General features: G+C 31.7%; 16 protein-coding genes. 14 read left to right on the top strand and 2 right to left on the bottom strand.

The genetic code is table 11. The annotated features are described in order from the left end of the window. The 7 genes from ACIJYF_RS06860 to ACIJYF_RS06830 all read left to right on the top strand — a co-directional run bounded on the left by ACIJYF_RS06860 (position 1) and on the right by ACIJYF_RS06830 (position 8,405). Positions 1-1,131 (top strand): TRAP transporter substrate-binding protein, encoded by a 1,131-nt coding sequence (locus ACIJYF_RS06860; RefSeq protein WP_435116348.1) that lies wholly within the window; start codon positions 1-3, stop codon positions 1,129-1,131. Between the two features lie 78 nt (positions 1,132-1,209). Next, positions 1,210-2,193, top strand: a complete 984-nt coding sequence (locus ACIJYF_RS06855; protein WP_435116346.1) for a TRAP transporter small permease subunit — start codon at positions 1,210-1,212, stop codon at positions 2,191-2,193. Positions 2,194-2,196: 3 nt separating this feature from the next. Next, on the top strand, positions 2,197-4,848 hold the full coding sequence (locus ACIJYF_RS06850; protein WP_435116344.1) for a TRAP transporter large permease subunit: 2,652 nt from the start codon (positions 2,197-2,199) through the stop codon (positions 4,846-4,848). Between the two features lie 3 nt (positions 4,849-4,851). Then, positions 4,852-6,075, top strand: a complete 1,224-nt coding sequence (locus tag ACIJYF_RS06845; RefSeq protein ID WP_435116342.1) for an MFS transporter — start codon at positions 4,852-4,854, stop codon at positions 6,073-6,075. Between the two features lie 9 nt (positions 6,076-6,084). Then, complete coding sequence (locus ACIJYF_RS06840; RefSeq protein ID WP_435116341.1) at positions 6,085-6,990, top strand: DMT family transporter; 906 nt, start codon at positions 6,085-6,087, stop codon at positions 6,988-6,990. An 85-nt stretch (positions 6,991-7,075) separates the two neighbouring features. Further along, the gene (locus ACIJYF_RS06835; protein ID WP_435116339.1) at positions 7,076-7,792 is read left to right on the top strand and encodes an alpha/beta hydrolase; all 717 of its coding nucleotides are present in this window, start codon (positions 7,076-7,078) and stop codon (positions 7,790-7,792) included. A 49-nt stretch (positions 7,793-7,841) separates the two neighbouring features. Beyond that, complete coding sequence (locus ACIJYF_RS06830; protein WP_435116337.1) at positions 7,842-8,405, top strand: hypothetical protein; 564 nt, start codon at positions 7,842-7,844, stop codon at positions 8,403-8,405. Here ACIJYF_RS06830 and ftsY read toward each other — a convergent pair. Both ftsY and dapF read right to left on the bottom strand, forming a co-directional pair. Next, positions 8,398-9,315, bottom strand: coding sequence for a signal recognition particle-docking protein FtsY (gene ftsY / locus ACIJYF_RS06825; protein WP_435116335.1), 918 nt, complete (start codon positions 9,313-9,315; stop codon positions 8,398-8,400). The genes ACIJYF_RS06830 and ftsY overlap by 8 nt on opposite strands. Next, positions 9,315-10,139 (bottom strand): diaminopimelate epimerase, encoded by an 825-nt coding sequence (dapF, locus tag ACIJYF_RS06820; protein ID WP_435116333.1) that lies wholly within the window; start codon positions 10,137-10,139, stop codon positions 9,315-9,317. Before dapF ends, ftsY begins: the two co-directional genes overlap by 1 nt. Positions 10,140-10,300: 161 nt before the next feature. On the opposite strand from dapF, the gene ffh reads away from it, so the two are divergent. The 7 genes from ffh to leuB are packed head-to-tail and all read left to right on the top strand — an operon-like array spanning position 10,301 to position 16,545. Further along, on the top strand, positions 10,301-11,659 hold the full coding sequence (ffh, locus tag ACIJYF_RS06815; RefSeq protein ID WP_435116331.1) for a signal recognition particle protein: 1,359 nt from the start codon (positions 10,301-10,303) through the stop codon (positions 11,657-11,659). 15 nt (positions 11,660-11,674) lie between these two features. Beyond that, on the top strand, positions 11,675-12,169 hold the full coding sequence (gene rpsP / locus ACIJYF_RS06810; RefSeq protein WP_435116329.1) for a 30S ribosomal protein S16: 495 nt from the start codon (positions 11,675-11,677) through the stop codon (positions 12,167-12,169). Positions 12,170-12,183: 14 nt separating this feature from the next. After that, positions 12,184-12,870, top strand: a complete 687-nt coding sequence (trmD, locus tag ACIJYF_RS06805; protein ID WP_435116327.1) for a tRNA (guanosine(37)-N1)-methyltransferase TrmD — start codon at positions 12,184-12,186, stop codon at positions 12,868-12,870. Positions 12,871-12,886: 16 nt separating this feature from the next. Then, positions 12,887-13,426, top strand: a complete 540-nt coding sequence (gene rplS / locus ACIJYF_RS06800; protein WP_435116325.1) for a 50S ribosomal protein L19 — start codon at positions 12,887-12,889, stop codon at positions 13,424-13,426. Between the two features lie 11 nt (positions 13,427-13,437). Continuing rightward, a complete protein-coding gene (leuC, locus tag ACIJYF_RS06795; protein WP_435116323.1) occupies positions 13,438-14,841 on the top strand; it encodes a 3-isopropylmalate dehydratase large subunit in 1,404 nt (467 codons plus the stop codon). Beyond that, positions 14,841-15,446 carry a 3-isopropylmalate dehydratase small subunit gene (gene leuD / locus ACIJYF_RS06790; protein WP_435116321.1) on the top strand — a complete coding sequence of 202 codons (606 nt, stop codon included), beginning with the start codon at positions 14,841-14,843 and terminating at the stop codon, positions 15,444-15,446. Before leuC ends, leuD begins: the two co-directional genes overlap by 1 nt. After that, a complete protein-coding gene (gene leuB / locus ACIJYF_RS06785) occupies positions 15,439-16,545 on the top strand; it encodes a 3-isopropylmalate dehydrogenase (protein ID WP_435116319.1) in 1,107 nt (368 codons plus the stop codon). The genes leuD and leuB overlap by 8 nt, the downstream gene beginning before the upstream one ends. Positions 16,546-16,548: the final 3 nt, after the last annotated feature.

Below are 16,548 nucleotides of genomic sequence, written 5' to 3'. Positions count from 1 at the left end.
ATGATTAAAGAAAAAAAATCATTGAAGGGTAAAGCACCTTCAAGACGTAAGTTCTTTAAGACTGCTGCTGCAACTGGTGTTGCTGCTGTAGCTGCAACATCTTTATCTGCTCCAGCTGTTGCCAAAGAAAGAGTTGAAGCTTCTATGGTAGCTACTTGGCCGAGAGATTTTCCTGGTCTAGGAACTGGTGCACAAAGACTTGCCACAAGATTAAGTGATATGAGTGATGGAAGAATACAAGTTACTTATTATGCTGCTAACGAAAGAGTTAAAGCATTTGACTCATTTGATGAAGTTGCTTCTGGTAACTCACAAATGTATCACGGTGCTGATTACTACTGGGTTAAAAAACACCCTGCATTTGGATACTTTACTGCAAGTCCATTTGGTTTCACATATGCTGAAATGAATGCTTGGCTTAAGTATGCTGGCGGACAAGAACTTTGGGATGAGTTAACTGATGATTTTGGTACTCAAAGTTTTGCAGCTGGTAACACAGGTGTACAAATGGGTGGTTGGTTTAATAAAAAAATTAGATCAGCTAATGACTTAAAAGGTTTAAAAATGCGTATGCCTGGATTAGGTGGACAAGTACTTGGAAAACTTGGTGGTTCTCCAATTTCACTACCTGGTGGACAAATTTATGAAAACCTTGTGTCAGGTGCAATTGATGCAACTGAATGGGTAGGACCTTGGAATGATGAAGCTATGAAGTTTCATGAAGCTGCCAAGTATTACTACTACCCAGGTATGCATGAACCAGGATCAACATTAGCATGTGGTGTTAATAAATCTTGGTTTACAAGCCTTTCAAAATCAGACCAATTGATAATCAAAACTGCTTGTGATTGGGCAGATACGACTACAATGGCTGAATATAATGCTAAGAACGGTGCTGCATTAAATCGTCTAGTAAACGAGAATGGTGTTAAACTTGAGAAGTTTAGCGACAAAGTTTACGACGCATTTGCTAAAGGTGCTGCTGAAGTATACGACGAAGTACAGCAACATAGTGCTCTTGCTAAAAAAGTACATGGTGCATTTATAAAGGGTCGTAAAGAAATTGGTGCTTGGACTAACCTGTCTGACTCACCTTATATTTCTCAAAGAAACAGAGCATTAGGAATATAATTTAATTCTATAAATTTAAAGAGGGCCTCATAAGAGGCCCTCTTTTTTAACAAAATTACCAAAAAAACCTTTTCTTTTATGGTTAATAAAAAAAATTTACCGATTTTATTAAGAATATTAAGTTATTCAATATTAGCTTTTACTTTCATTTTTTTAGCCAACAATGTTTTAACAGTATGGTTTGATTGGCCAGGACTAAAGCAACTATTTGCCCACTATGGAATATTTGGGTTTAAAAAATTAAGCACACCTTTAGATGGTGCTGTGTTAAATTTATCTTATATTCAATTATTATTTTACTTTATTTCATTTATTGCAGTTATTTATTATGTTTTAAGATCAATTAATCAGACATTAGAAACTGATGCCAAAATTCTTACTAATATCACAGCTTATATTGTCAGATCATCTTTTTGGGCAGTGTTAATTGTTGGGATTGCAGATTTTCTAATTTCATTTTTAGTTGTTGAAAAATTAGCAGAGCCAATTTTTAATGAGGCGATAAAAGTTAATTTAGTTATTCCAACCTTTAGAATAACCTTTATTCATTTTCCTTTAATATTAATTTCATTTGTAATTGGATATTTCACACGATCGGTAGGATTTATTTGGTTAGCTGTTCTGGTGGTTGGTAGTGAATTTTTAATTGTTTTATCTAGATTTATATTTGAGTATGAACAAGCCTTTCAAGGAGATTTAGTTCGTTTTTGGTATGCTGCTTTATATCTTTTTGCAAGTGCATATGCTTTGATACATGAAGGACATGTAAGAGTTGACGTTCTCTACACTGGATTCAGTGAAAGAAAAAAAGCATGGACTAATGCAATAGGGTCATTTGTATTCGGTATTCCACTTTGTCTTATAATTATATTTTTAGGTATGGGTGGTAGAGCAAGTATAATTAACGGTCCAGTTATTTCTTTTGAAATTACTCAACAAGGTTCAAACGGATTATATTTACTTTATTTAATGGCAGTGTATTTGGCAGTATTTGCTGTCACTATGTTAATTCAATTCACAAGCTATTTTATGGGCAGTAGCCACAAACTTTTAAAAAATTAAAAAATGGAACATTTATTTTTAGCTTTACTTGTAATTATAATGATTTCAGCACTGGCCTCAGGTTTCCCGGTTGCTTTTGCGCTTCCAGGCTCTGCAATAATTTCAATTGGTCTTGCAGCTCTAACTGGTTACTTATTTGAAGGAGATGTAAGTGCATATTTTGCAGTAGACGGACCAAAGGAATGGCTAACAGCTGGTATTACAAATTTTAGGAGTAATTATTGGGATGTAGAAACCGATACGTTAATTGCAATTCCATTATTTATATTTATGGGAATTATGTTGCAAAAATCTAAAATTGCAGAAGATCTTTTGGTTACTATGGGGCAATTATTTGGTCCTATTCCAGGTGGATTAGGTATTTCAGTGATCTTTGTTGGAGCATTACTTGCTGCAACAACGGGGATAGTTGGAGCAACGGTGATAGCCATGGGGTTAATTTCTCTACCAACCATGTTAAATAACAAATATGATAAAAGTCTTGCCAGTGGAATTGTTTGTTCTTCTGGAACACTAGGTCAAATAATACCACCATCAATTGTTTTAATAATTATAGCAGACCAATTAGCAAGTGCTGCTGATGTTGCTAATACAATGAGACAGACAGACTATAAAATAGTTACAGGTGAATTTAATATGCCTGGTGAATTTAGAGTTGGTTCTACTAGTGCTGGAGACATGTTTCTTGGGGCGTTGTTGCCTGGGTTAGTATTAGTTGGATTATATATGTTATATGTTTTGGTATATGCGAGATTGAATCCTAAGGCAGCTCCACCAGTACCATTTAAAGGTAAGTTTGATTCTAAATTTTGGACAAGGGTTGTTATGGTTATAATTCCTCCACTTGCATTAATTTTTGCAGTGCTTGGATCCATATTAATGGGAATAGCCACAGTAAATCAAGCTGGATCAATTGGAGCAATAGGTGCAACTATGATGGCAGGTTATCGTCTTCATAAAGGTAAAAAAGATGCTTACTACCCAATTATAGTAGCCATTGTAGCAATCATACCAATTTATTTTCTCTCAAAAAATTATAACTTAAATATTAAAGCTATAGAAACTAGAGATTTCACTGAAATATTAGTTACCGCATTTTTTACTATTATATTTTTAATTGGAATTTCTTGGAGTTTTTGGAGAACATATAAAATTAACAATGTTTTAAAAGAAGTTGTTACAGAAACCTGCGTAACTACTTCAATGGTTTTTATAATTCTTCTTGGAGCAGCAATGTTAACTTCTGGCTTTAGAGCGTTTGGAGGTGAGGAATTAGTTAGAGATTTTTTACAAGATTTACCTGGAGGTTTTTGGACTCAATTTATTGTAGTAATGGCTGTAATCTTTGTATTGGGTTTCTTTCTAGATTTTATTGAAATTGCAGTAGTAGTTGTTCCTATAATTGCACCAATATTGCTAGCAGAACCTGGTGCCAATGTTAGTGCAATCTGGTTAGGTGTGATGATTGGAGTTAATCTACAAACTTCTTTTTTAACTCCACCGTTTGGTTTTGCTTTATTTTATCTAAGAGGTGTTGCGTCAAAATTAGTTTCAACTTTAAATATCTGGAAAGGTGTTGTACCTTTTATAGCTCTACAGCTAATAGGACTTGGAATTGTTGGTTTTTATCCAACCCTAGTAAATTATCTGCCAGCTAGAACATATTTAACATCTAAAGTAGCACCACCACCAATAAATCCAAAACTTCAACATTGCTTACAAGAATATAAATTTGATATTTACAAAAATGATGAACAAAAGATTGTAGCTGCTATTAATGGTTTTCAAGAATTAACCCCTTCAAACCTTCCTAATGATAAGCTAGATATTTTTGAGGAGCATTTTGATAATGCTTTAGGAACTTTCACCTTAGTAGCTAAACTGCAAAAAACTGAAGAAGAGTACAATTTGTTTGCTGAGGACTATAAAGATCTACACTTTAAAGTTAGAAAAAAAGAGAAAAAGATTAGAAAATTGAATAAGAAAATTGAAAAGTTAGAATCTGAAATTAGAAACTTAAATTCAGAAGAGGCTTCAGATAAAAATAAGATAGAACTTAAAATAGAGAATTATAAATTAGAAATTGATGAATTAGCTAAAACTGTCCCTGAAATTTGGAAATCTAAAAATGAAGAATTTAAGATTATTCAGAAAGCAAAAAATACAAGAACTAAAAGATATAGAAAAAATGTTGATGAAGCCTATGATAACTTAGATCAAATAGTTATGTTTATCCAAGATCATGAAAAACTAGATGGACTTTCACCTCAAATTAATGATTTAAAATATTCAATAAATAATAAAGATTATGAAAGTTCAATTTCAATTATTGATGATCTTTTTGAAAAATTGGGAGAAATTTCAGGTACAGAAGAGTTTGCAAATAAATTAGATGACTTAATATCAATTATAGATAGTGAAGATGTTAATGAAGAGGAATTATTGATAGCAAGCTCAGATACATTCAGTTTATTTAATATGGAAAATTCGTGGAGAAAAGATGCTAATAAAAATTTATTACCTGAGTTAATGAAATATAATTTGGAAATTAAAAATAACATTGGTTTAAGACGTCAATCTAAATTAACAAAAGAACAAGCAAAATTTGTTGCAAGATGTAACTCCGTTCATCGAGACGTATCGTTAAATTTTTAATTAATGGAAAATTATATTTTACCTAAAAGACAGGCTATTACTGTTTTTTTTGTATTTGCTTTTGGATATTTTTTATCTTGTTTGTTAAGAGCGATTACTGCCACTCTTTCTCCAGTTTTAACTCTAGAATTTGAGTTAATGGCTGCAGACCTTGGATTGCTTGCTGGAGGTTATTTTTTAGGTTTTGCATCTATGCAAATTCCTCTTGGATATTTGTTAGATAAATTTGGGCCAAAAAAAATTGTTTCATCATTCCTATTAATAGCATTTATTGGAACATTATCTTTTGCTCTTGCTCAGAGCTTTTCAGGGTTATTAATTTCTAGAATATTAATTGGAGTTGGCGTAAGTGCTTGTTTAATGGCGCCATTAACAGGTTATAGAATTTGGTTTGCTGAGAACCAACAACAAAGAGCAAATTCTTGGATGTTAATGATAGCATCATTAGGATTTCTATCTTCAACATTACCTGTTCAACTTTTGTTACCATCTTTAGGCTGGAGATGGTTATTTGGTGGGATTGCAGGATTAATATTAATTAGCATATTTTTAATGTTAGCCTTTATCCCAAAATGGGATCATCAAAAGGAAGAGTCTTTGGAAAATCCAGTGAGGCAAGGTTCATTATCTGATGTATGGAAAAATAAATTCTTTATCAGTGTTATTCCTATGGGTTTATTTAATTACGGTGGGTTAATGGCAATCCAAACTCTTTGGGCGGGACCATGGATGATTAGAGTTGCTGGTTACACTCCACTTGAAAGTGCTACAGGATTATTCTGGATTAACATTACAATGCTTGTTTCATTTTTTTTATGGGGCTATTTTTTACCTAGAATTACAAATCTTGGATTTAGTGCATTAAAAATATTAAAACTTGGTTTGCCAGTTAGTTTTTTAGTTATGTTAACTATCATAATTCTAGGATCAAAAGCAGGTGCGTTTTATATTACATTATTTATCTTAAGTTCAATTTTCTTATCTGTAACACAACCAGCTGTAGGTTTATCTTTTCAAAGTCATTTGGCGGGTAAAGCACTAACATCATTTAATTTATTAATTTTCCTTGGAACTTTTATAATGCAATGGGTTATGGGTCTTGTAATTGATTTAGTTAAAAATTATGGCTATACTGAAATAATAGGATTTAAAGCTGCTTTTTCATTTTTCTTATTTTTAAGTTTAATTTCTTATATATTTTTTTTAATTATTAATAAAAAATCGTAATTTTTTAAAATGAAAAATTTTAAAAATAGTTATTTTCCTTTTTTGTTACTTTTTATTCAGCCAGTTTTTATGGCTTCAAACTTAATAGTTGCCAGAGGTGGAGTTGAGTCTGTGCCTCCAATTTCATTAGCATTTTGGAGATGGGCTGTAGTTGTTCTATTACTTTTACCTTTTACATATTCATTATTAATCAAAAATTCAAAAATAATTAAAAAAGAGTTTAAAAAACTTTTCTTTTTAGGTGCAATGGGATGCGGTGCTTGTGGAGCATTCCCGTTTTTGGCTGGAGAAACAACAACGGTTACAAATATGGGGATTATTTATACCTCATCACCTATATTTATTATTTTGATTTCAGCATTTTTTTTTAATGAAAAAATTAATCTTATTAAAATTATTGGCTTAGTTTCTTGCTTAATTGGGGTTTTTACAATTATTATTAAGGGGGATTTAAATCTGTTATTAAATTTAAATTTTACGATTGGTGATCTATGGATGCTAGCTGCTGCTATTGGTTGGGCTCTTTATTCTATCTACCTTTTTTATTGGAAGTCTCAATTGCCAATTTTTCAAAGATTTACATTAGTTGCTTTTTTTGGAGTAATTAGCTTATTGCCTTTTTACATAATTGAAGAAGTAGTTATTCAAAGAACTCTATTTAATTCACAATTTTTTTTATGGGTTTTATTTGCCGCAATATCCCCAGGAATAATTGCCTTTACTCTTTATACTCAAGCCCAAAAAAGTTTGGGAGCATCTTTAACTGGTTTTACACTTTATGTTTTTACAATTTATGCTGCAATTTATGGATTCATATTTTTTGATGAAAAACTTGAGTCCTTTCATTATTTGGGTACAGTTTTAGTATTCTTTGGTGTTTATTTAGCTAAAAAAAATTATGAAACTAAAACGTAGGAATATTTATTTGGAATTTATTATTGGAATAGTTGTTATTTATTTGTCAGTATTAATTCTGCTTTTTATTTTTCAACGAAGTTTAATGTACCATCCTTTAGAGAACAATTACTCCGGTGACAAATTGAAAGTTGAAGTAGAGAAAGTTAATATTCTAACACCAGATAATTTAAGCTTATTAGGCTGGTTCCACAAAAAAGATCTCAATAAATTTAAAACAATTGTTTATTTTCATGGCAATGCTGGAACACTTGAAAATAGAATTCATAAATTAAATCACTTTAAAGATATGGATGTTAATTTTTTAATAATAGCTTGGAGAGGTTTTAGTGGTAATAAAGGCAAACCTTCTGAAAAAGGACTGTATATAGATGCATATAGTGCAATTAAATGGCTTAAGAAATTAGGTTTAAATGAGAGAGACATCATACTATATGGTGAGTCTCTTGGCACTGGGGTTGCAACTGAGATAGCACAAAGCAATAACTATGCTGGATTGATACTTGAGACACCTTTTACATCAATGATACAGGCTGCAAAAAATTTTTATCCATATATCCCAGTGTCTCTGTTATTGAAAGACAAGTACAACAATCAAAAAAAAATTAAGAATATTAATATACCAGTCTTAGTTATGCATGGTGAAGTTGATCAAATTGTTCCTTTTTGGATGGGTAAAAAAATTTATGAAATTGCTAATCAACCAAAGTATTCTCATTTTACAAAATATGACGACCATATGATGGAGTATGATGAAAAGCTTTTATTTATGTTAAAAAAATTTGTTGAAAGTTTAAATTAAGCCACATTCCAAACAAATATAACACAAAATTTATTATTAAATATTAAATGTGAACAAAACACTTTTAATATTTATTATATTTCTATTTTTTAAAAATTCTGTTTCAGCCCAAGAAAATAAATCATTAGTTGATAATTTATTTCATATAGATCAGATGAATTCACATAATGAAAATTTTGCTCTTTATTTTAAAGCTAGAGAGAAAGCGATATTAGCTAGAGGAGAAAATAGTAACTATATAAATGATTATCCCAAAGATCTTTATATTTATGATTATAAAACAAAAAGCTCTTCTCCATTAATTTCTTACGAGTGGTTTCCAAAAAAAGCAAAATACTTTCTTAAAGAATATGACTTTCCAGTTTTTCCCGATGATTTTGCCTATTATCTTTTGAAAGACAACAAAACACTAGTAATGATCAGTGCGGTTAAAAATTTAAATGCCAACTTTAAATTTGATATTAGTAAAAAAAAATTAGAGCTTTATCCAAAAAATGGAAAATTTGATTTTATTATTTCATCTATAGCTAAAAATTGTGGACATAATAATTTTAAAGAAAATTATAAGTGCACCTTCTATAAACCTTTAATATCAAGCACTTTAATTAATTAATTTGGGTAAAAGCATCTGCAAATTTTTCTGCTTCAAAGATTTGAAGATCATCTTCTTTTTCCCCTAAACCTAAAGCAATAATTGGAAGCTTGTACTTTTTAGCAACAGCTAAAAGAATTCCCCCTTTAGCGGTACCATCTAATTTTGTCATTATGAGACCAGTTATTGGGATAATTTTATTAAATTCCTCAACTTGATTAATTACATTTTGACCTGAGGTAGCATCTAAAACTAAAATTACATCATGTGGTGCTTCAGGGTCTATTTTTTTGGTTACATTTGCAATTTTTTTATACTCCTCCATTAAGTTTTTTTTATTCTGTAATCTTCCAGCAGTATCAATTAAAACTTGAGTAAAGTTATTAGCAATTGCATCTTCAATAGCTTTATAAGCAACAGAAGCAGGATCTGCACCTTGTGAGGACTTAGTTATCTCAACTTCTACTTTGTTTGCCCAATTTTCTAATTGTTCAATAGCTGCAGCTCGAAAAGTATCGGATGCAGCAAGCATAACTTTATTTCCATTTGCCTTTAATATTTTACTAATTTTTCCAATAGTTGTTGTTTTTCCAACACCATTTACACCCGAAACTAACGTAGCGTTAATTTTTTCTTTTTTCTGAAAAAAAGAATTATTTTCAAGAGGCTTCATTAAAGAAACAATATACTCTTTTAAAATTACACTTATTTCTTCAGTAATATCTTTCTTAGGATCAATTTTACTATCTGAGATTATTTCTTTAATTTCTGATGCAGCAATAACTCCAACATCAGATTGAATTAAATATTCTTCAATCCTATCTAAAGTTTTGTCATCTATTTCTTTTTTTACAACTATATCTCTTAAGCCAGATGTAAAAGCAGATGCACTTTTTTTAAAACCAGATTTAAATTTATCAAAAATTCCCATTAAATATTAATCTCTATATTTCTTATATCTGAGACAGGTCCTTTCATATGAATACTATTGTTCTCATCAATTGTTATTGACAGTTTTCCTAATACAAATTCAATATCAGTTTTTTTATCTGTTAGTCCGTTAATGTTTGCTGCTACAGCAGTAGCACATGCCGCAGTTCCACATGCCTTTGTAAGTCCAGCACCTCTTTCCCAAACCTTAACTTTAATTAATTTTTTACTTATAACTTTTGCAAGAGTTACATTACATTTCTCTGGAAAATAATTGTGATTTTCTATTTCAGGTCCTATCTTTTTTAAATCATATTCCTCAATATTATCTACAAAAAAAACAACATGAGGATTTCCTACATTTACAGAAGTTCCACCTATATGTTCAATATTATTTTTATTAACAATTTTGATGTTTAGGTTTTTTGTATCCAAATTTTTGTTTAATGGAATTTCATTCCAATTTGTTTTTGGGACTCCAATTTCAGTTTCTACTAAATTATTGTCTAAAATTTGTGATTTTAATGCACCAGAAGAGGTCCAAAGTATAATTTCTTTATCGTTATTTTCTTTTGATAAAAGATCAGCTACACACCTAGTTCCGTTTCCACACGCGCCAGAAATACTTCCATCTGAATTATAGAACTCTAATTCAGCATCTTTCTTATTATTATTTTGGATAAATATTAGCTGATCACATCCAATAAAATTGCGATCACAAATTTTGATAATCTGGTCTTTCGTTAGATTATAATTTTGACTTCTTTGATCAATAATTACAAAATCATTGCCTAAACCATCCATTTTAAAAGCTTTAATATCCATATGTAGATATTTAACTTATTTATTGACTTTTTGAACCTCTATTATAGGTTGTCCCCGTTTCCGCAAAAACATTAACTTTGCGGTGTCTTTGGAAACAAAGAGATCGACACTAGTCAGCGAGGCTTCGCCCACTAGTGCGATTACTGCTGTGCGTAACAATTATGTTTGAAAATTTAACAAGTAAATTCGAAGAAATTTTTTCTTCTTTAAAAAAAGCCCCTTCACTTGATGAAGCCCAAGTAGATGAAGGCTTAAGAGGTATCAGGCAGGCTCTGTTAGAAGCCGACGTTACTTTAGAAGTAGCTAAAGAATTTATTGAAAACGTAAAACCAAAAGTTTTAGGCCAAGAAATTATTAGATCAACCTCTCCCGGAGATATGGTTGTAAAAATTGTATATGATGAATTAGTAAATTTATTAGGTGAGTCAAATAGTGAGATAAATCTAAGTGCTGTTCCACCCGTTCCTATGATGCTTGTTGGGCTACAGGGTTCAGGAAAAACAACTACTACTGCAAAATTAGCTAAATATTTAGAAACTAACAAAAAGAAAAAAGTAATGATGGTTAGTCTTGATATTTATAGACCAGCTGCACAAGAACAGCTTAGATCTCTTGGAGAACAAAATAATATCTTAACGCTTCCAATAATAGAGGGTCAACAACCAACTGATATTTGTCAAAGAGCGATAAGTGCTGCAAATCTTAATGGGGCTGAGATTATTTTATTTGATACCGCAGGAAGAACTCAAATTGACTTACAAATGATGAGTGAAATTAAACAAATAGAAAGTGTAATTAATCCTACAGAGACTTTTTTAGTTGCAGATTCTTTAACAGGGCAAGTTGCAGCTTCTGTTGCAAAAGAATTTAAAAATACTGTAAATCTTTCAGGGATAATTTTGACTAGAGCTGATGGTGATGCAAGAGGTGGAGCAGCCGTTAGTATGAAATATGTTTCAAATGTCCCAATTAAATTTTTAGGTATAGGTGAAAAAATTGACAATCTTGAAGTATTTCACCCTGATAGAATAGCTAACAGAATTCTTGGAATGGGAGACATAGTATCTCTTGTAGAAAAAGCTGCACAAGATTTAGGTGAAGAAAATATTAAAAAAGCAGAGGAAAATTTAAAAAAAGGTCAATTTTCAATGCAAGATTATCTAACTCAGTTGAGACAAATGAAAAAAATGGGAGGTATTGAGGGCATAATGTCTTTTATGCCTGGTGTTTCAAAAATGAAATCTCAAATGGACTCAGCTGGAATTGATGAAAGTATTATAACAAAGAATGAAGCTATTATTTTGTCGATGACTAAAAGAGAAAGAGAGAACCCAAAACTTATTGATGGTTCTAGAAAAAAAAGAATTGCTAATGGCTCTGGCACAGATCCAGCCACTATCAATAAATTGCTAAAGCAATTTAAAATGATGTCTGAAATGATGAAGAAGATGTCAAAAGGAAATCTGAAAGGTATGTCTGATAAAGGAATACCGCCAGAGCTATTTAATCAATTAAAATAATAAAAAGGAGAAAGAATGTTAAAACTAAGATTATCAAGAGGTGGAACAAAAAAACGACCTGTTTACAAAGTTGTTGTAGCAGATAGTCGTTTTGCAAGAGATGGAAGATTTATTGAGAAAGTGGGATTTTTTAATCCTCTTTTACCTAAAGATAAAAAAGAAAGAGTTGGTCTTGAAGCTGAAAGAATTAAGTATTGGTTAGGTCAAGGTGCTCAACCAACAACTAGAGTTGCTAGAATTTTAGGTGAAAACGAATTAATGCCAATGCCTGCAAATGGTAACAATCCTAAAAAAGCTGTTCCAAAAAAAGAGAGAAAAAAAGAAGGTGAAGAGGCTCCGGCAGCTTCTAAAGCAGCACCAGCAGAAGCTCCTAAAGAAGAAGCTCCAGCAGCAGAGGCAGCACCAGCAGAAGCTCCTAAAGAAGAAGCTCCTAAAGAAGAAGCTCCAGCAGCAGAGGCAGCACCAGCAGAGGCAGCACCAGCAGAAGCTCCTAAAGAGGAACAGAAATAATTTAAAAATTATTTATGTGGCAAGCTCAAGTGTTTACACTTTATCCAGAAATTTTTCCTGGGCCTTTATCAAAAGGCCTATATGGAAAAGCTTTAGCTAAAAATCTATGGAACTTAAATATTGTAAACATCAGGGATGCAGCTGAAGACAAACATAAAACAGTTGATGACACTCCTTATGGAGGAGGTTCTGGAATGCTTTTAAAAGCAGATGTTCTAGCAAAATCTTTAGATAAAAATAAAATTGAAGGTGAGAAATTAATTTATCTATCACCAAAAGGTAAAAAATTTGATCAAAATTATGCTCGAGAATTATCAAATGAGAAATCGGTATCTTTCATTTGTGGTCATTTTGAAGGTGTTGATGAAAGAGTATTATCTACTCGAAACATAGAGGAGATAAGTATTGGAGATTATATTTTATCAGGAGGAGAAACAGCAGCATTTGTTATGATTGATAGTATATTAAGACTTTTACCTGGAGTTCTAGGTAATGAAAATTCTAGGATTGACGAAAGTTTTGAAAATGGGTTACTTGAGTATCCACAATACACAAAACCTCAAATTTGGGAGGAAAAAACTGTTCCAGAGGTACTATTATCCGGTGATCACAGTAAAATTAAAGACTGGCGTTTATCTCAATCTGAGGCTATAACACGCGTCCGAAGACCAGATTTATGGCAAAAATATAAGAAAAATTAACTTGATAAATACTGACATGAAAACAATTGAAGAAATAAACCAACATAACGTAAAAAAAATACTATCAGAGAAAAAAATTCCTGATTTCTACCCAGGAGATGTAGTTAAAGTTGGTGTTAGAATTACCGAAGGTAAAAAAGAAAGAATTCAATATTTTGAAGGTGTTTGTATTGCTAAAAAAAGTAGAGATTTAAATTCTTCTTTTACGGTTAGAAAAATTTCTTTTGGAGAAGGTGTTGAAAGAACTTTCCCATTATATGGAACGCTTATAGATTCAATTAAAGTAATAAGATCAGGAAAAGTAAGAAGAGCTAAACTTTATTACTTAAGAGACAGAACTGGTAAATCAGCAAGAATTGCAGAAAAGATAAGAAAAAAAATAGGGATAGATGTTGATGTGAAACCTGAAACAGTAACAGAAGAAAACGTTGTACCAGTTTCAGATGCTCCAGCAGTAGAAGCGGCACCAGCAGCAGAAGCTCCTAAAGAAGAAGCTCCAGCAGCAGAGGTTTCAAAAGAAGAACCAAAATCAGAAAGCTCTTCAGAAAAAAAATAATTTTTTTTTCAATGTCCACTACTCTTTACGATAAAATTTGGAATGACCACTTGGTTGATCAACAAGATGATGGAACAGCCTTATTGTTTGTTGATAGACATTTAGTTCACGAAGTAACAAGTCCCCAAGCTTTTGAAGGTTTAAGAAATTCAAATAGAAAAGTTAGACATCCTAATTTAACTTTAGCTGTAGCTGATCACAATGTACCTACGACAGATAGAACAAAAGGAATAGCTGATGCAGAATCAAAAATACAAGTTGATACACTAGAAGCTAACTGTAAAGAATTTGGAGTACAGCTTTTTGGAATGGATGACAAACGTCAAGGGATAGTTCATATAATTGGACCTGAACAAGGTTTTACTCAACCTGGAACAGTAATAGTTTGCGGCGATAGCCATACAGCAACACACGGTGCTTTTGGTTCATTAGCATTTGGTATAGGAACATCTGAAGTTGAACATGTTTTAGCAACACAAACATTAGTTCAAAAAAAAGCAAAAAATTTTAGAATAAATGTTAATGGTCAATTACCTCTAGGTGTAACATCGAAAGATGTAATACTTCAAATTATTGGAAAAATTGGAACAGCTGGTGGAACAGGTTCAGTTATAGAATATGCTGGTGATTTAATTAGATCTTTAAGTGTTGAGCAAAGAATGACTATTTGTAATATGACGATAGAAGGTGGAGCAAGAGCAGGCTTAATAGCACCAGATGAAAAAATATTTAATTACTTAAAAGGAAAACCTATGTCTCCAAAAGGAGATAATTGGGAAAAAGCTTTAAACTATTGGAACACTCTTCAAACAGATGCAGATGCAAGTTTTGATCAAGAGCTGAATTTAGATGCAGGTAAAATTTTACCAATGATTACTTGGGGGACTTCTCCTCAAGATGTAATTACTATAGATGATAAAGTTCCTAACCCTCAAAGTGAAAATGATGAGGACAAAAAGAACTCTATTGAAAGAGCTTTAAAATATATGGGTTTAAAACCAGATATGGCTGCTAAAGACATTAAAATAGATAAGGTATTTATTGGAAGCTGTACAAATGGCAGAATAGAAGACTTAAGAGAAGCTGCTAAAATTTTAAAAGATAAAAAAATATCATCACATGTAAATGCAATGGTTGTGCCGGGCTCTGGTTTAGTAAAAGAGCAAGCAGAACAAGAAGGTTTAGATAAAATATTTGTAAACTCTGGCTTTGAATGGAGAGAGCCAGGTTGTTCAATGTGTTTAGCAATGAATGCTGATAAATTAAAACCCGAAGAAAGATGCGCCTCTACTTCAAACAGAAATTTTGAAGGACGACAAGGAAGAGGTGGCAGAACTCATTTAGTTAGTCCTGGTATGGCAGCAGCGGCAGCAATATCTGGAAGTCTAGATGATGTAAGGAAGTATCAAAACTAATGCAAAAATTTAATACATTAAAAAGTGTGCCAGCATATTTACCAATAGTAAATATTGATACAGACATGATTATTCCAAAACAGTTTTTAAAGACAATTAAAAGAACCGGACTTGGAAAAAACTTATTCTTTGAAATGAGATATGATGATCAAGGTAAAGAAATTAGTGACTTTGTTTTAAATCAAAATCCCTATAATGGTTCAAAAATTCTAATTGCAGGTAAAAATTTCGGTTGTGGTTCTTCTAGAGAGCATGCACCTTGGGCACTACTAGATTTTGGGATAACTTGTGTAATTAGTTCTAGTTATGCAGATATATTTTATAGCAATTGTTTTAAAAATGGAATTTTACCTATAATTTTAGAGGAAGAAAAAATTAAGGAATTATCAGAATATGCAAACAGAAAAGAAGAAATTTCAGTTGATTTAAATGACGAAAAAATAGTTTATGGAAATAACGAAGTTAAGTTTGATGTAGACCCATTTAAGAAAAAATGTTTGCTTGAAGGATTAGACGATATTGCTCTTTCTTTAAAAAAATCAGATAAAATTGAAAACTTTGAAACAGATTTAAAAAACAAAAAACCATGGATTTTTAATGATTAAAGTAAAAAAAAGAAAAATACTTTTATTGCCGGGTGATGGTATCGGCCCTGAAGTTATTGGCGAAGTAAAAAAAATTATTAATTGGTTTAATGATAACAAATCTTTAGATTTTGAAATAGACGAGGATCTTGCCGGAGGTTGTTCTTATGATAAGCATGGGACACCCATAACTGATGAAGTATTTTACAAAGCTTTAGAAAGTGAAGTGGTTATGCTTGGGGCTGTTGGAGGTCCTAAATGGGATAATTTAGAATTTTCAAAAAAACCCGAAAGAGCATTATTAAAACTTAGAAAAGAGTTAAAATTATTTGCAAATCTAAGACCTGCTATTTGTTTTGAACAATTAGTTGATGCATCAACATTAAAGCCAGAAATTGTATCAGGATTAGACATAATGATAGTAAGAGAATTAACAGGTGGAATATATTTTGGTGAGCCAAGAGGCATTAAACCGATTGATAATGGCGAAAGAAAAGGGATTAACACCCATACTTATACAACTAGCGAAATTACAAGGGTGGCAAGAGTTGCTTTTGATTTAGCTAAAAAGAGATCAAATAAATTGACTTCATGTGAAAAATCAAACGTAATGGAAGCAGGACAACTTTGGAAGGAAGAGGTTCAAGAGCTTCATGATAAAGAATATAAAGATGTAGAATTAAGTCATATGCTTGCTGATAATTGTGCAATGCAGCTTTTGAGAAATCCAAAACAATTTGATGTGATAGTAACAGACAACCTTTTCGGTGATATGCTTTCAGATCAAGCTTCAATGTTAACAGGCTCCCTAGGTCTTCTGCCATCTGCATCATTAGGAGCAAAAAATAAAGATGGTGAAATGAGAGCTATGTATGAACCTATTCACGGATCTGCACCAGATATTGCTGGTAAAGGATTAGCAAATCCAATTGCATCAATATTGAGTTTTGCAATGTCACTAAGATACTCATTAGATCTAGATAAAGAAGCTGATGCTTTAGAAAAGGCAGTTCAAGACGTACTAAATGATGGTTTAAGAACAAAAGATATTCTATCAGAAGGTATGAAAGAGGCGTCAACATCTGAAATGGGTGATGCGATAATTTCAAAATTGCAATAATCT

The organism is Candidatus Pelagibacter bacterium nBUS_49, assembly GCF_051200925.1.
Classification (GTDB): domain Bacteria; phylum Pseudomonadota; class Alphaproteobacteria; order Pelagibacterales; family Pelagibacteraceae; genus Pelagibacter.
This window is presented reverse-complemented; position numbering and strand designations above follow the sequence as displayed.

What these genes read in the sequence shown, in the direction of transcription:
- ACIJYF_RS06860 (WP_435116348.1), top strand. Translation starts at nt 1, where the DNA reads ATGATTAAAGAAAAAAAATCATTGAAGGGTAAAGCACCTTCAAGACGT.
- ACIJYF_RS06855 (WP_435116346.1), top strand. Translation starts at nt 1,210, where the DNA reads ATGGTTAATAAAAAAAATTTACCGATTTTATTAAGAATATTAAGTTAT.
- ACIJYF_RS06850 (WP_435116344.1), top strand. Translation starts at nt 2,197, where the DNA reads ATGGAACATTTATTTTTAGCTTTACTTGTAATTATAATGATTTCAGCA.
- ACIJYF_RS06845 (WP_435116342.1), top strand. Translation starts at nt 4,852, where the DNA reads ATGGAAAATTATATTTTACCTAAAAGACAGGCTATTACTGTTTTTTTT.
- ACIJYF_RS06840 (WP_435116341.1), top strand. Translation starts at nt 6,085, where the DNA reads ATGAAAAATTTTAAAAATAGTTATTTTCCTTTTTTGTTACTTTTTATT.
- ACIJYF_RS06835 (WP_435116339.1), top strand. Translation starts at nt 7,076, where the DNA reads ATGTACCATCCTTTAGAGAACAATTACTCCGGTGACAAATTGAAAGTT.
- ftsY (WP_435116335.1), bottom strand. Translation starts at nt 9,315, where the DNA reads ATGGGAATTTTTGATAAATTTAAATCTGGTTTTAAAAAAAGTGCATCT.
- dapF (WP_435116333.1), bottom strand. Translation starts at nt 10,139, where the DNA reads ATGGATATTAAAGCTTTTAAAATGGATGGTTTAGGCAATGATTTTGTA.
- ffh (WP_435116331.1), top strand. Translation starts at nt 10,301, where the DNA reads ATGTTTGAAAATTTAACAAGTAAATTCGAAGAAATTTTTTCTTCTTTA.
- rpsP (WP_435116329.1), top strand. Translation starts at nt 11,675, where the DNA reads ATGTTAAAACTAAGATTATCAAGAGGTGGAACAAAAAAACGACCTGTT.
- trmD (WP_435116327.1), top strand. Translation starts at nt 12,184, where the DNA reads ATGTGGCAAGCTCAAGTGTTTACACTTTATCCAGAAATTTTTCCTGGG.
- rplS (WP_435116325.1), top strand. Translation starts at nt 12,887, where the DNA reads ATGAAAACAATTGAAGAAATAAACCAACATAACGTAAAAAAAATACTA.
- leuC (WP_435116323.1), top strand. Translation starts at nt 13,438, where the DNA reads ATGTCCACTACTCTTTACGATAAAATTTGGAATGACCACTTGGTTGAT.
- leuD (WP_435116321.1), top strand. Translation starts at nt 14,841, where the DNA reads ATGCAAAAATTTAATACATTAAAAAGTGTGCCAGCATATTTACCAATA.
- leuB (WP_435116319.1), top strand. Translation starts at nt 15,439, where the DNA reads ATGATTAAAGTAAAAAAAAGAAAAATACTTTTATTGCCGGGTGATGGT.